13 protein-coding genes and 2 pseudogenes are annotated in these 13,698 nt (G+C 68.0%); 8 read left to right on the plus strand and 7 right to left on the minus strand.

Annotated features, from left to right (window positions below; all coding sequences use genetic code 11):
* Positions 1-190 precede the first annotated feature (190 nt).
* Positions 191-577: a hypothetical protein gene (locus AB0Q99_RS15060; protein WP_363571731.1), complete on the minus strand. Its 387-nt coding sequence runs from the start codon at positions 575-577 to the stop codon at positions 191-193.
* Positions 578-979: 402 nt separating this feature from the next.
* A complete protein-coding gene (locus AB0Q99_RS15065) occupies positions 980-1,186 on the minus strand; it encodes a hypothetical protein (RefSeq protein WP_363571733.1) in 207 nt (68 codons plus the stop codon).
* A 155-nt stretch (positions 1,187-1,341) separates the two neighbouring features.
* Between AB0Q99_RS15065 and AB0Q99_RS15070 the strand changes: the two genes are divergently transcribed.
* On the plus strand, positions 1,342-2,070 hold the full coding sequence (locus AB0Q99_RS15070; RefSeq protein WP_363571735.1) for a GntR family transcriptional regulator: 729 nt from the start codon (positions 1,342-1,344) through the stop codon (positions 2,068-2,070).
* Between the two features lie 677 nt (positions 2,071-2,747).
* Here AB0Q99_RS15070 and AB0Q99_RS15075 read toward each other — a convergent pair.
* The 3 genes from AB0Q99_RS15075 to AB0Q99_RS15085 all read right to left on the minus strand — a co-directional run bounded on the left by AB0Q99_RS15075 (position 2,748) and on the right by AB0Q99_RS15085 (position 6,998).
* Positions 2,748-4,382 (minus strand): HK97 family phage prohead protease, encoded by a 1,635-nt coding sequence (locus tag AB0Q99_RS15075; protein WP_363571737.1) that lies wholly within the window; start codon positions 4,380-4,382, stop codon positions 2,748-2,750.
* 730 nt (positions 4,383-5,112) lie between these two features.
* Positions 5,113-6,786, minus strand: a complete 1,674-nt coding sequence (locus AB0Q99_RS15080) for a recombinase family protein (protein ID WP_363571739.1) — start codon at positions 6,784-6,786, stop codon at positions 5,113-5,115.
* 62 nt (positions 6,787-6,848) lie between these two features.
* Entirely contained in the window at positions 6,849-6,998 is a 150-nt protein-coding gene (locus AB0Q99_RS15085) for a hypothetical protein (protein WP_363571741.1), read from the minus strand.
* A gap of 273 nt (positions 6,999-7,271) precedes the next feature.
* Between AB0Q99_RS15085 and AB0Q99_RS15090 the strand changes: the two genes are divergently transcribed.
* Together AB0Q99_RS15090 and AB0Q99_RS15095 are read left to right on the plus strand one after the other, a co-directional pair.
* Entirely contained in the window at positions 7,272-8,135 is an 864-nt protein-coding gene (locus tag AB0Q99_RS15090; protein ID WP_363571743.1) for a helix-turn-helix transcriptional regulator, read from the plus strand.
* Positions 8,128-8,328, plus strand: coding sequence for a DUF397 domain-containing protein (locus AB0Q99_RS15095; protein ID WP_363571745.1), 201 nt, complete (start codon positions 8,128-8,130; stop codon positions 8,326-8,328). The genes AB0Q99_RS15090 and AB0Q99_RS15095 overlap by 8 nt, the downstream gene beginning before the upstream one ends.
* A gap of 50 nt (positions 8,329-8,378) precedes the next feature.
* On the opposite strand, the gene AB0Q99_RS15100 is transcribed toward AB0Q99_RS15095, so the two are convergent.
* A complete protein-coding gene (locus AB0Q99_RS15100; protein WP_363571747.1) occupies positions 8,379-8,945 on the minus strand; it encodes a DUF6529 family protein in 567 nt (188 codons plus the stop codon).
* A gap of 4 nt (positions 8,946-8,949) precedes the next feature.
* The gene (locus AB0Q99_RS15105) at positions 8,950-9,540 is read right to left on the minus strand and encodes a hypothetical protein (RefSeq protein WP_363571749.1); all 591 of its coding nucleotides are present in this window, start codon (positions 9,538-9,540) and stop codon (positions 8,950-8,952) included.
* 248 nt (positions 9,541-9,788) lie between these two features.
* Between AB0Q99_RS15105 and AB0Q99_RS15110 the strand changes: the two genes are divergently transcribed.
* From AB0Q99_RS15110 to AB0Q99_RS15130, 5 genes and pseudogenes are all read left to right on the plus strand, one after another.
* Positions 9,789-9,980 carry a hypothetical protein gene (locus tag AB0Q99_RS15110; protein ID WP_363571751.1) on the plus strand — a complete coding sequence of 64 codons (192 nt, stop codon included), beginning with the start codon at positions 9,789-9,791 and terminating at the stop codon, positions 9,978-9,980.
* Positions 9,964-10,392, plus strand: a pseudogene (locus AB0Q99_RS15115) (DUF6879 family protein); the annotation flags it as partial. The gene AB0Q99_RS15110 and the pseudogene AB0Q99_RS15115, both read left to right, overlap by 17 nt.
* Before the next feature lie 17 nt (positions 10,393-10,409).
* A pseudogene (locus tag AB0Q99_RS15120) lies at positions 10,410-10,694 on the plus strand (amino acid--tRNA ligase-related protein); the annotation flags it as partial.
* A 359-nt stretch (positions 10,695-11,053) separates the two neighbouring features.
* The gene (locus AB0Q99_RS15125; RefSeq protein WP_363572092.1) at positions 11,054-11,806 is read left to right on the plus strand and encodes a response regulator transcription factor; all 753 of its coding nucleotides are present in this window, start codon (positions 11,054-11,056) and stop codon (positions 11,804-11,806) included.
* A gap of 15 nt (positions 11,807-11,821) precedes the next feature.
* Positions 11,822-13,333 carry a HAMP domain-containing sensor histidine kinase gene (locus AB0Q99_RS15130; protein ID WP_363571753.1) on the plus strand — a complete coding sequence of 504 codons (1,512 nt, stop codon included), beginning with the start codon at positions 11,822-11,824 and terminating at the stop codon, positions 13,331-13,333.
* Positions 13,334-13,698: the final 365 nt, after the last annotated feature.

A 13,698-nucleotide genomic window follows, 5' to 3' on the forward strand; every position in this document is an offset into this window, starting at 1 on the left:
AGCAAATTGATCCCGCCCGAGCACCGTCCAGCGACGTCCGAATCCGTCCACGAACACGCCTTGTAGCCCGGGAAGTTGAAGGCGGAGAACGCAGGTGTCCGGTTGGGGGCATTCGCAGCGCCCCGTGTTGGCCACCGTGACAAGTCCAGCCGAGAGGACCACGGGTCCGGAACCGTGGGGGGACACCCGACTACCCCCCGATCGGGTGATAGGTCACCGTGACGTCCGCCCACTCGTGATGAGCACCCGTCGCGTATGTCCACCGCCGCTGCCGCTCTGCGATCTGCCGCCCATGTCGAAGCAGGACTTCCCCGAAGTCGATCATTTCGCGCGGGGGTTCGAGGTCCCACCACTGCCGGGCGGCCGTCGCGATCAACTGGGCAGCCAGACGTTCGAAGCTGTCGCACGACAACCACCCGCGCGTGTCGGCCGTGCCTGCGATTCCGGGCAAGCCATTTGTAGCGGGCACGCCCGGCTGTCCCTTGAACCGAAATTCGGCACGCCACATGCGGTCGACAGGACCGCCACCGGAGAGCATGCCGCCCGTCACGGGCGTACTGGACTTGGGCAGCAACATCGTTCCTCGTGGGCAGTTGTGTGATTCCAGGCGCCGGCCAGCGCCCAGAAGAGTGGTCTGGAGAGGTGGTCCCGCCCATCCACGACGGGGGGCATGCACGGACGGGACCACCGGTTCCCCGCACCGGGACGCCCGCCCAGGTCGTCACCACGGTGGGCGGAGGTACGGGAGTCTGAAGGCGTCACTCGGGAGTGCGGGGGAGTCCCAGGCGCCACCGGTCGAGTTCCGCACGCAGCGCCAGACGCTGGACGTAGGCCCGCTCATCGCGAACGATCTGTCGTCGACGCGGGCTGAACATCGTTACTGGCCAAGTGAATTGAATCTTGAGACCCCAGAGCATCTGAGCTGTGGCCACCGGGTGGGTAATCCGACTAAGCCACAGCCGTCGACGGGACCGACCGATCACGCGACCACCGGGGTGGCGGTGACGCGGGGACGCTTCCGACCGCAGACCTGAACGGCGGGCTCGTCTGGGTGCGTCAGCGCGTAGTCCAGCGGGAGCAGAAAGCCGAACCTCCTGCACTCGCACTGCCACGTGCTGATGCCGTCGGCACCCACGGTGCCGTTGATCACCGTGCCGCACGGGCAGTTTCCCGCGATGACCTGCATGCCTGCTCCCTCGGGCCAGATCCGGACCGCCCAATCTAATGACGGCCGGTCAGTGAACTAGTCCAGAATGAAGAGTGGCCTAGTTCAGCCGCTACGGTTGCGAGTGAACTAGTCTGCTCAAACAGGGGTCGCCCACCGAGCGGAAGCGAGCGAACATGCCGAGCAAGACGCCGAAAACGTGGTCTGTGATCGCAGACCACTACCGCCAGCGAATCCTGTCAGGGGAGCTGGAGCCGGGCGCGAAGCTGCCCAGCAACAAGGAGATCGCCGGCCGCTGGAACGTCGCCGTGGCCACGGTCAGCCGGTCACTTCAGCACCTACAGGTGGAGGGCTATCTCCGCACTTCACCGCGTGGAACATTCGTCGCGGATGATCCACGCGTGAGCGCCAGCAGTCGGGACCGTCTTGCCCGGGTGCAGAGGGTTCAGTCCAGCCTCATGGAGGGCGAGACCAGTCGCGTAACGGCTGCCGAACTCGTCATCCCGCCGCTCTACGTCGCGGATCTCTTCGACCTGGAGCACGGCGCCCAGCTGGTGCGCCGCGAGTACATCGCTGGGCGCGGCAAGTCTCGAACCCTCTTCGCGGTGTCTTGGTACCCCGCGCACTTCGCCGCGCTGGTGCCCGACTTGCTCAACACGGCTCCGGGGCGGAACGACGGAATCACGGCGCGCGTCCTCGAAGCCACTGGCCGAACCATCACAGCGGCACGCGACGACATGCACGCGCGCACGGCAGACCAGCGCGAAGCCGCCGCCTTGGCGGTACCGGTTGGCAGCTCGATCCTGGCTCTCGTCCACCGCTGGTCGGACGACGAAGGGCTGATCGAGTACACGGAGGCTTGCCTGCCTCCCCGGTTCACCATCGGCTACGAGTACACGCCGTAGGTTGACCCAGAACGCAGAAAGACCCCAGCGGGAATCCGCTGGGGTCTCTTTGCTGTTTGGGGAACCTTGCCCGCCCTGATCAGGCAGCTAAGACCGCTTACAGGTAGTCTTTCTCGCGGGCTTGATTTGCCAACTAGTCTGAGATGCAAGAGAGTTGACTCATGGGGGGCATGAAAATGGCATCACACCCAGGGTGCGTGTTTCGAGCTGGGGCCGGGATCGCCAGCGGCCACGGGCCGTGAACTTTCGTCGTGCCCTCCCCGCCCGGCAGCTGGGGCGTCGGGCATCACAAGCAGATGATCACAGCGTCTGACTTTGGTGCTCGGAGCTGGTGAAGCCTCGCGCCTTCAAGTACAGGCAAGCCGTCGGTCCGGCCCGTGTCGCGCCAGCATCCGAGGCACGACGCGTGAACGTTGCTGTGCTCGCGCCTTCCGCCCATGTGGATCGGCTTCGTCCAAGCCAAAACGACGGCGGCAACATGGCCCTTGCCGTCGCACCGCTCACACCGAAGCGGCACGTTCCTGAGCCCGATCTCCGCCATGCGCGCAGCGAGCTCGGTCAGCAACGGCTCGTGGTGCGGCGGCCGACCGCGCCACCGCCACAGACTGGCAAGACGAGCCGCCCCCTTCCTCAGCGCTCCCACTTCCTCGACACCCCCCTACCTCTGATAGCCGTGATCACTGCTGGGCCCGTGCCCGCCGCAGGCGGTCGCGGAGCTGCTGGGCTTCGTCGTCCGAGAGCTGCGGTGCCGACACCGTGAAGCGCTTGCTCGGGTCTGCCTGGCGGCCGACCATCTCCTGTGAATGCTGCGCGGCCTGGGCAGTGAGCATCTCGGGAGAGTTCAGGTCCCGCTCCGGCTGGTCGGCGAACGTCCGAAGGTCGGGGGTCTTGTTCGGGAGCGTGGCGCTCACGATCTGTACCGACCCGGCTTCCTGCACCCAGACGCCAGCCACCCGGGCGAGTGCGCGGAACAGCGCCCGATCCTGCGCGAACGCCTCCGGAGCGGTCCGGGATACCGTGATGGAGATGTCGCTGTGCAGCCCGACAAAGATCCGCGAACTGTCCGCCACCACAGCCGTGTTGGCGGGGAGGTGCTGGGAGACGACCGGGATCAGCCCGTAGATTCCCTCCGTCCACTGGGCGGCAGGGATCTCCGCGCGGAGTGCTTTGGCGGCTACCGGATCAACCCACAGAACCGTGGCCTCAGCGCCGGAGTCTTCCATGCGCTCAAGCGCAGAGCTGATCTCGGCAACGGACGGGGCGACGTTCTTCGTGACGCCCTGAGCCAGCAGTCCGATGACCCGCCGGGGATCGTTCGGGTCGGTCGGTCCGGCACCGTTGAACAGCCCCTTGTCAATCCCGCGCGCCATGGCGAAAGCAAGAGACTGGTTGATCCCGGCGACGAGATCCGGGCGGGCATCCTGGAGGACTTCGGACGATGCCCGCTCCACTGCGCCGAACTTGGCCGCCCAGCAGGTTCGGGAGGGCAGGTCCGTACCCGGCTCCGGGATGGGAGCGTTGGCGCCGACGTATCCGCCGTCGGCGGTCTTGATCGCCGGGAGCATCATCGAACCCGTGCGCATGGGCAGCTTGTTCGACGCCGGGATGTTCGCGAGGAAGCGGGACTTCGGGCCGATCATGTTGACCCACAGTGCGGCCGATTCCGTGGCCGTCCACGCCGCTTCGTTCGGGATGGTGCGCCGGTTCACGGGCAGGAAGCCGTCAGCCGTTCGGATAGGCGCGTCGATCATGCGGGACTCACTCTCAATCGGGTAGACGGCGTTCAGGGAACGGGCGCTTGCGGTTGTCGTCGGGTAGGCCGGGTTGGTTACCGGGCCAAGCTCATAGACGGTCATCGACGTAATCACGCGGACCGGAAGACTGGTCTCGGGGTCGTCGTCGCTGGCCCGCTCTTGCCCGCCCGGGTTGACTCGGAAGGTGAACGAGCTGCCGATCACGTCGCCACGCCTGATCAGTTCCGCGACGTCTTGGCCGGCCCGCGTGTTCGGAACGTCGATCTCATAGCGAATCCCCGACGTATCTACAGCGAGCCGGAGTGTTCCTGAACTACGCCGACCAAGTACGTGATCCACGTTGTGGTTGAACGTGGCGAGCACGTCGCCTCGGTCCGCTACCGGATTCCACGCGTTCGGGGAGATCCACTCTCGAAAGCCGCCCAGATCGTGGCTCAGCTCGTTGAACCGAACGGCATACCCGCTGATCGTGTTGACGCCCCCGGCGCTACGGATAGAAACATCAGACGGAGCCGTCCGCCTCTGGATGCCCGTGCCATGCGGCAGCGCGCGACTCATGGGCCTCCTCCCAAGCAATAGAGAAAACCCAGACTCTTGCCCGCTGTGGCAGCAGCGTCGTTGGCAAAAGTCCGGGCTTGAGATCGGGAAGGCGCACTGCCATGCGCCTGAAAGTGACACAGCGCAGACGTGCTGTTGTCATCAGCACTAGAGCGCAAGGACTTCCCCTGACGGTTTGATGGTTTGGCGCTCGATCTGGTTTGCCTATAGGTTTCTTATGTCAAACCAAAACAGGCATCAAATCGTCAGTTCGTCATCAGGAGTGCCGGCCATCCGCTTCCGCTGCTTGGCCGCTCGGTAGGCAGCTCGGTCCCGGCATCGCTTCGAGCAGTAGCGGGCGGGCCGTCCTCTGCCGCTGTAGGCGACCGCGTAGGCGCACTCTGGCCCCGCACAGGGTTCACCCGCCCGCATGGCCTCAGCGAGCCTGAGGGCATGGGCAATGAGCTTGTGTACATCGGCCCACTTGTTGTCGACCTCCATGGTCCACGCAGCCTCTTCGGCGCGTGTTAGGGCGCTGAGCAGTTCGGCAAATTTCAGAGTATTGATCGCGACACCCCCGTGATATTCGGTGATACGCCAGTGAATCCAGGCGTAACGAGCTCAGCCCGGCATCATTTCGCCGGATTCTCAACTTCTAGAGAGCGCAGAGACTTCCTGGCGCCGTACGCCCGTCTGCGGGCATGAAGAAGCCCCGGCAGGCTCAGGGGCCGTACCGGGGCCGTTGGGTCCGTCAGACTGCCAGGGCGGCTTCGAGAATGCGAATCTTCGACCCTGGGACGAGGGCTCCGCCATCCTTCGGCGGCTCTACGATCTCCCCTGCCGGGTCGTGGTCGATCTCTGCGCTGATCTCGAAGCCAGTCGGGTGGTTCTTGCCTTCTGCCTTCTTGCCCCGGCGCGGGAACAGCCGGACCACGACACCGTGTTCTTCCAACATCTCGCGTCGGGCAACGGTGTCAGCAGCGTGCCACTCGTCGGCCACCGTGCGGCCGGTCGGAACGCTGTACCAGCCTGCGGGCCGCTGGGGCTCCTTCTGCAGCTCTTCGATCTTGTCGCTGATCCGCTTGTACTCGCGCTGGAACCAGGCCGTGTCCTCCGCGGACTCGTACAGTCCGGCTTGCCGATCTGCGCGCAGCCGCTTCTTTGCCACCTCGTGCTCGGCTATCTCGTTGGCGATCCCGTTCCCGGGGTCGTAGACGCGCTGCATGAGCTGACCGGCACCAAACCTGCCCAGGAACCAGGACTCCACCTCGGCATCAAGCGCGGTCACCCCGAAGGAGGGGGCGGGCTTGCAGTGCTGCGCGTCTTCCCAGGCCAACGTGCGTGCCCGGCAGCCCCATGCAGGAATGCTTGTCCGCTTGCCGTTGATGATGCGGTCAGCCGACCCCGCGCGCTCGGCGGTGTGACCGCAGACGCCGCACTTCACCCGATAGGACAGCAGCGCCGTGCCCCTCGGCGCGGGACGCTTCCTCGGGGCCGCGCGCTTGGGGCCGAGCTTCGCCACCAGGGCGTCATGGGTCGCCCTGTCCCACAGGGGCGGCGCGATACGCACGGGCATGCCGTCGTCGCCGATCACTGCACGACGCCCGTGCATCAGGTAGCCCATCGCAGCTTCGCTGGTCAGAATTCGGATCAAGCTGTTCGGCCGCCAAGGCGCCTCCTTCGGCGCACGGCCGTACAGGATGGCAAGGCGGTCTCCAGGGTTCGGCACTCCGGCCCGGGTAAGTCGATGGATCTCGGTCCATGGCGTGATGCTTCCCGACTCGTCCGCCAGGATGCGCCGCGCCACTTCCCGGATCACCTCTGCCGACTCGGGGTCGATCTCGGTGTGCGAGATCTTCGCCGTCGGCGCCGGACGCACATGCCGGTAGCCGTAGCTCGGCTTGTTGGCCACCTGCCCGGCCGCGCGGGCACGCTGGGATTCCTGCCGGTTGCGCTCCCGGATGTTCCGGTGCTCGATCTGGGCGCCGAACAGCTTGAGCGTGAACTCACTTTCCTGGTTGGGGTCTTGGAGATCCCAGATACCCCGGTGGTCTGCGGTGACCAGGAGCTGTCCGCGTCGGCTGGTGTCCCGCGCGAGCGTAAGCCCTTCGAGCACGTCACGACCGATGCGGTCCACGGAGGACGCCACCAGCCCATCGAAAGGGCCGCGCTGCCCGAGAAGCCACGGACCAAGCTGCGGGCGGGTGTTGGGGTCGGTGGCGCCCGAAACCTCCCAGTCGTCGGCCCACCCGATGATGTGTCCGCCAGCCTCGGCGGCAGCGGCAAGAACGTACTCCATCTGCCGCACGGGGCTGCTGGTCGACGCCCGAACCCGCGAGAGTCGGCGAAGTCCGAGCAAGCACTTGCCGCACCCGTCGTACGGGGTCACGGGCGCTTCGGTATTGGCCAGGATCTTTGGCGCCATGGGTAACGCTCCCTACTCGATCTCTTACCGAGCCGGAGAGCGCAGGGACTTCCAGGGCGCTACTACGTGCAGCGCACCTTGGCGTTCACGATCAGCTCGCAGAGGGCGAGTTCGGCGTGGAAGATGGTTTCGGGGTCCCAGCCGTTGCCGGTCAGGACCGACCGGAGCGCCTGCCGGGAGAGGGCGAGCGAGGGGGTGTTACGGGTGCACACGGGAACCTCCGCGAGGCTGTGGTGTGGGGAGGGGGCAGCCGTGAGCCAGGCCGGATGACGGTTGCTCTTCGGCGGGAGGGCAGCAGGCGCCTACTGCCCGATATGGATGTACTTCTGACGATCCATCGGGTCAATCTGGGAACGACCATAACTCACGGCCATGGAAAATTTTCCATGAAGTTGAAATGTTCCCTCGATCGTGGACGCCGGGCTCGGATGGACCCATGTCCGGCAGCGGGGCAGACTGGGACCACCCTTGTCCCGGAAGGAACCATGGCTCGTACGAACCCCACACTTCGTCAGCGCAGGTTGGGAACAGAACTGCGAAGGATGCGAGAGCAGGCCGGCCTCGGCGGTAGCCAGCTCGGCCGCGCGGTCGGCATGAATCCGGCCCAGGTGACGCAGATGGAGTCGGGGAAGATCGGCATCAGCGTCGAGCGGCTGCACACCATTGCCGATACGTGTATGTGCTCCAACCAGCCTCTGATCGACGCGCTCGCCGACATCATCACCGAGCGAGGGCGGCCTGGATGGTGGGAGGAGTACCGGGAGACCTTGGCCTCGGACTTCCTCGACATCGCCGAGCTTGAAGGCCATGCGCGGCGGCTCTCGGTCTACGGAACCACCTTCATCCCAGGACTGCTTCAGACTGGTTCCTACACTGCGGCGTTGTTCGCCCAGGCGTATCCACCACCACTGCGCCATGAGGTCGATCTCAAGACTGCCTTCCGCATGCAGCGACAGCGCATCATCCGATCTGGTGCTACTCCGTACGCTGCGTACATCCACGAAGCAGCCTTGCGTATGGAGTTCAGCGACCCGAAGGTCAACATCGACCAGATCGAGGCTCTCATCGCCGACTCGCAGGAGCCCAGCATCTCGGTTCGCATCGTGCCGTTCGCTGCCGGAGCCGTGCCGAGCCCCTGCGAGAACTTCACCTATGCAGAAGGACCGATCACCGATCTGGATGTTGCGCAGATGGACACCGGTCACGGTGGCAGGCTCTTCGACAGCTCAGCCCACCTCGCAAGGTTCCGGGTCCTCCTTGCCATGATGGACTCCACTGCGCTCTCCGAGGAGAAGTCACGAGACTTCATGCGGTCGATCAAGGAAGAAATGGCAGGCAAGCATGTCTAGCTCGGTGTGGCAGAAGTCCAGCTACTCGGCCTCAAGCGATAACTGCGTTGAAGTGCGTGTAACGGATGGGTTGATCGAACTGCGCGAGTCGGATGAGGGCGACGTCATCGTCCGTACCACTGCGGCCAGGTTCGCCGTCTTCCTTCAGGGTGCGAAGGCGGGCGAGTTCGACCACTTCGCCACCACCGCTTAGCGAACCGTTCCGGCGGCCCTCGCGAAGGAGCGAGGGCCGCCGGGGACGGCTCACAGGCCGGGCACGTGGTAGCCGTTCAGGTACCAGAGTGCGGCCGTGTACCAGAGCAGGGCGATCAGGGTGACCAGGGCGCCGCCTGCCGTGGGCAGGGCCCAGCCGGGCAGTCGGCGGTGGCGGACCACGATGACCTTGGCGACGAACGCCCCGTAGAGGAAGCACCCGGCGAACGAGTGCAGGGCGACCCGACTGTTCGTCAGTTGCACCCCGTACGCCGTGATGCAGTGGTAGGCGATCGGCAGGGAGAGCAGGAACGCGCCCAGGCCGACCAGCCGGTGCCCGGTCCGGACCGACCGGGGCGCGGCCGACAGGCCGGGCAGTCGGCCGTACATCCAGAGGGCCAGCAGCAGCTGGACCAGCGCGAGGCCCAGCAGGGCGGTGCCGAGCTGGGCCTTGAGCTGGTTGGCGTCGTCGAAGCGGCGGCCGAAGAGGCTGCTGGTGTAGTCCGGGGTGTGCGCCCGGCCGTACCAGTAGAGGCCGGCCGTCACCGCCACCGGCAGGAGCGCCCACAGGAAGCCGGCGGCCCGCCGGGGGCGGGAGGGCCGATCGACGCCGTTCATCGGCTCAGCTGCCCTCGATCTTGTTGCCCGCGGTGTTGATCAGGTACCAGGTGGCTCCGAAGGCGTTGGACTCCTCGCCGTTGGTGTCGCCCTGCGCCGTGTCGCCCTCGAAGTAGTAGAGCGGGTGGCCGTTGTAGACGATCTGGGTCGTGCCGTCCTTGCGGGTGCTGGTGGTGAGCTTGGCCTGGTCGACACCGTTGGTGGCGGTGGGGGCGCCTGTGGTCAGCGCGGGGGGCCAGGCGGTGGCGCAGGCGTCGTAGCAGGTGGAGGCGGACGAGGTGTCCGCCTCGAACAGGTAGAGCGACTTGCCGCGGGCGTCGACCAGGAAGTTCTGGTACTTGCCGACGGTGGTCGCCGAGATCGTCGCGGCCGTACCGCTGATCGCGGCGGACGGGCTCGCGCTCGCCGTCTCGGTCGAGGTCGGTGCGGCCGTCGGGCTGCCCGACGCGGTCGCCGACGCGGTCGCCGGGGCGGTCGTCGCCAGCGGCGTGGTCGCCGTGGACGTCGTGTTCTTGCTGCTGGAGCAGCCGCCGCACACCAGGGTGATCAGGGCGACGGCGGTGCCCGCGACGGTCAGCGAACGGGAATTCCTCATGGGCTTCTCTCCGGCGGAGGTGGGAACGGGTGCCGCCACTTCAGCCTGAACGGGCCGCACCGCTCCGCTCGGCACGCCAGCGGGCGGGCAACGCGGGCCCGCCGTTAACCCCGATGGCCGATGCCGACACACCGCCACCGCCGGGTGCCGAGGCAGGTCCATGCGGGAACGTGAACGGTCCTTGCCCGGCGTCCCGCGGGCTCCCCAAGGTCCCAGTGACCGACCCGCACAGCAGGTGGAGGGGAACGATGGAGCGCACGCGGATCGCGGGCGGTGCCCCGGACTGCCGCAACGACGACTGCCCTACGGTCTACGCCACCGACCGGGGCACCATCGCCGTCCAGGGCGACATTCTTGAGCGGCAGACGCCCGAGGGCGAGGCAGTGGTGGAGATCCCCGAGGGTGTGCTGAGGGAGGCGTTCCATGCGCTTGGATGGTGACTCCTGGCGCACCTTCTTCGACTCGTTCGAGCGGGAGGCGTTCCGGTTGGAGACCCGGAGTTCCTGCGCGATGCCCGGCGAGGACGAGGAGTTCCAGGAGTTCCTGGCCACCGGCGAGCTGCACATTCCCGATGACGATGCGTGGCTCACCCGCGTGCGGGACTATCGCGCGACCGACCGGTGGATCGGGCGGGTCCATGTCGTGACCAGACCGCTCTCCGACTACCTGCGCTTCGAGTTCGCCGCCTACGCGTACAACGTCGAGGCCGGTGAGGACATTCGGATCCTGGACCTCACCGGACGGGAGAGTCCCGGCCTTCCGGACCAGGACTTCTGGATGTTCGACGACGCGAAGGTGGTCGACATGACGTACCACGCGGACGGTAGGCAGCTCGGCCGGGACCTTCTGGAGGCGCCGGACCTGGAGAGGACGACCCGACCGTCACCGAGTCCTTCGACCTGCTGTGGAAGGGCGTGGAGATCACCACCGGCGCCCAGCGCGAGCACCGCCACGACCGGCTGGTCGCCCAGGCCCGCGAGAAGGGCATGGACACCGGGCCGCTCTCCGGCTACCTGGACTGCTTCCGCTACGGCACCCCGCCGCACGGCGGCCTCGGGCTGGGGCTCGGCCGGCTGCTGATGCTCGCCCTCGGCCTGCCGTCGATCCGCGAGGCGACCTTCCTGTTCCGGGGGCCGAACCGCCTGGAGCCGTAGCCGTAACCGCGGACAGCGGAGTGGGGCGGGGCGTGATCCGGATGGGCTCCGCCCCGTGGGCGGGCCCGTACCCGGGCGGGTGGAATCCCGCCCGCCCGGGAGTGACCTGGGTCATACCGGTGACGGGGCCGGGGCGGGCACTGTTTCCCAGGAGCGCACTGGGCGTGTTCACGCCCGTCCGCACACCACCGAGTGTCCGCGTATGGGCTTGTCGGCGTAAAACCGACCGATAAGGTGTTAATCCAACATTCATCCATGCCGCGTAGCCTCCGGGGGCTAGCCTCATGCTGAACGTCATCGTCCGACCGGGAGGCGAAAGCCCCGTGCAAGGCACTGTCACCACACCAGGCGGCCCCACGGTGGCCGGGGGCCAGGGCGAGGCGTTCCTGCTCGTCGTGGACGACGAGCCCAACATCCGCGAGCTGCTCGCCGCCTCGCTGCGCTTCTCCGGCTTCCGGGTCGCCTCCGCCGCCAGCGGCACCGAGGCGCTCGACCTCATCGCCGTCGAGCGCCCCGACCTCGTCGTGCTCGACGTGATGCTCCCCGACCTCGACGGCTTCACCGTCGTCGAGAAGCTGCGCGAGCGCACCAGCCGCGGCCAGATAGCCGGGCCGACGCACGGGCACCCCGGCGACCACCTGCCGGTGCTCTTCCTCACCGCCAAGGACGGCGTCGGCGACAAGGTGCAGGGCCTCGCCGCGGGCGCCGACGACTACGTCACCAAGCCGTTCAGCCTCGAAGAGCTGATCGCCCGGATCCGCGCCATCCTGCGCCGGGCCGGCGGACCCGCCGAGGACGGCCGACTGGTCGTCGCCGACCTCAGCCTCGACCCGGTCGCCCACGAGGTCACCCGCGCCGGCACCCCGGTCTCGCTCTCCCCGACCGAGTTCAAGCTGCTGCACTACCTGATGGCCAACGTCGGCCGGGTGGTCTCCAAGGCGCAGATCCTCGACCACGTCTGGGCCTACGACTTCGGCGGCGACCTCTCCATCGTCGAGTCGTACATCTCCTACCTGCGCCGCAAGCTCGACTCCGGCCCCGCCCACGGCGCCAAGCTGATCCACACCGTGCGCGGCATCGGTTACGCGCTGCGCCGCCCCCCGCAGGGCTGACCGGTACCGACCCACGTGTTCGCCCGCTTCTCCTCCCGGCTGTCGCTGCGCGCCCGGCTGCTGGTGCTCGCGCTCGTCCTGGTCACCACCGGCCTCGCGGTCAGCGACGCCTTCGTGCTCGGCACCGTCCGGGCCCAGCTGGTGGAACAGCTCGACGAGCAGCTCCAGCGGTACGGGCTGCCGCTGTCCCGCAAGCCCCCGGCCCAGGTCACCGCGCCGGCACCCGGCCGGCCCGTCCCCAGCGGGCGGCGGGTCAGCCTGCCCAGCCAGTACCTGGTGCAGTTCCTGTCCTCGGACGGCAAGGTCCAGGCGGTCATGCGCCAGCCCGTCTCCGACAGCGACCCGGCGCCGCAGCTGGCCGGCCTGGACCCGACCCGGACCGCCCCCGACGTCCCCTTCGACCTGCCCGACCAGCGCGGCGAACACCGCTGGCGGGTGCTGGTGCTGCCGCTCCAGACCCCCCGCGGACCGGCCGCCACCCCCAGCACCTTCGCCTCGCCCACGGTCACCCCGACCTACGTCATGGTGGCCGTCTCCCGCGAGGACATCGACGCCACCCTCGGCAAGCTCAACACCTCCTTCCTGGCCATCGGCGGCGCCGTCCTGTTGCTGATCGCCGGCCTCGGCTTCTTCGCCGTGCGGGCCGGACTGCGGCCGCTGCGGCGGATCGAGGCGGGCGCCGAGCGGATCGCGGCCGGCGAGCTGTCGCACCGGATGCCCGAACTCTCCCCCGGCACCGAGGTCGGCCGGCTGGCGGTCGCGCTCAACGGGATGCTCACCCAGATCGAGGCCGCCTTCGCGGCGCGCGCCGAGTCCGAGGCCCGGATGCGCCGCTTCGTCGCGGACGCCTCGCACGAGTTGCGCACCCCGCTGGCCGGGATCCGCGGCTTCGCCGAGCTGTACCGGATGGGCGCGCTGCCCACCGAAGCGGACGTCAAGCGCACCATGACCCGGATCGAGAGCGAGGCCGACCGGATGGGCGCCCTGGTCGAGGACCTGTTGGTGCTCGCCCGGCTGGACGAGGAGCGCCCGCTCGACCTCGCCCCGATGGACCTGCGCACCCTCGCCGCCGACGCCCTGCACGACCTCACCGCGCTCGACCCGAGCCGCCCGGTCGCGCTCACCGGCCCCTCCGGTACGGGCGCGCCCGGCGCGGCGCCCGTCATCGGCGACGAGGCGAGGCTGCGGCAGGTGGTGACCAACCTGGTCGGCAACGCGGTCAAGCACACCCCGGCCGGCACCCCGGTCCGGATCGGGGTGGGCGCCGGCGCCGACGGCGTCTGCCTGCTGGAGGTCGCCGACGCCGGCCCGGGCCTCACCGAGGAGCAGGCCCAGCGGGTCTTCGACCGCTTCTTCCGGGTCGACGCCTCGCGCAGCCGGGACAACGGCGGCGGCGCCGGCCTCGGCCTCGCCATCGCCGCCGCCCTCACCCACGCGCACGGCGGGACCCTCAGCCTGGACACCGCGCCGGGCGAGGGCGCGACCTTCCGGGTCGAACTGCCCAGCCACGGCGAACGGCCGTCCTGACCGACGGACGGCCTTTTGTCGACGCGTCAATCAGTCGGCCAACCAGGCACATTGCGCGGTCGCACATTGCCGGAAGGCGACATGGAGCGTAAAGAGAGCTTGCCGCGACCGGCTCCGATCCGGCCGCCCGCGCCACACACTGACCCACCCCGGTTCGCGCCCGCTCGGGAGGAGGCCGCGAACCCACCCGAACCGCAGGACAGGCCCCGGCCCGTCCTGCGGTTCCGGCGTTTCCAGGACCGAAACTCCCCGATCGGGTGAACCGGAAACCGTTCACCCGGCCGATCCCCCGGTCGTGTGCGATGGTCCACGTGCTCACTCAGGCACTGGGAGATCGTGATGGATCCTGATCAGAGGCTGTGGAA

The organism is Kitasatospora sp. NPDC086791, assembly GCF_040685975.1.
In the GTDB taxonomy this organism is placed as follows: domain Bacteria; phylum Actinomycetota; class Actinomycetes; order Streptomycetales; family Streptomycetaceae; genus Kitasatospora.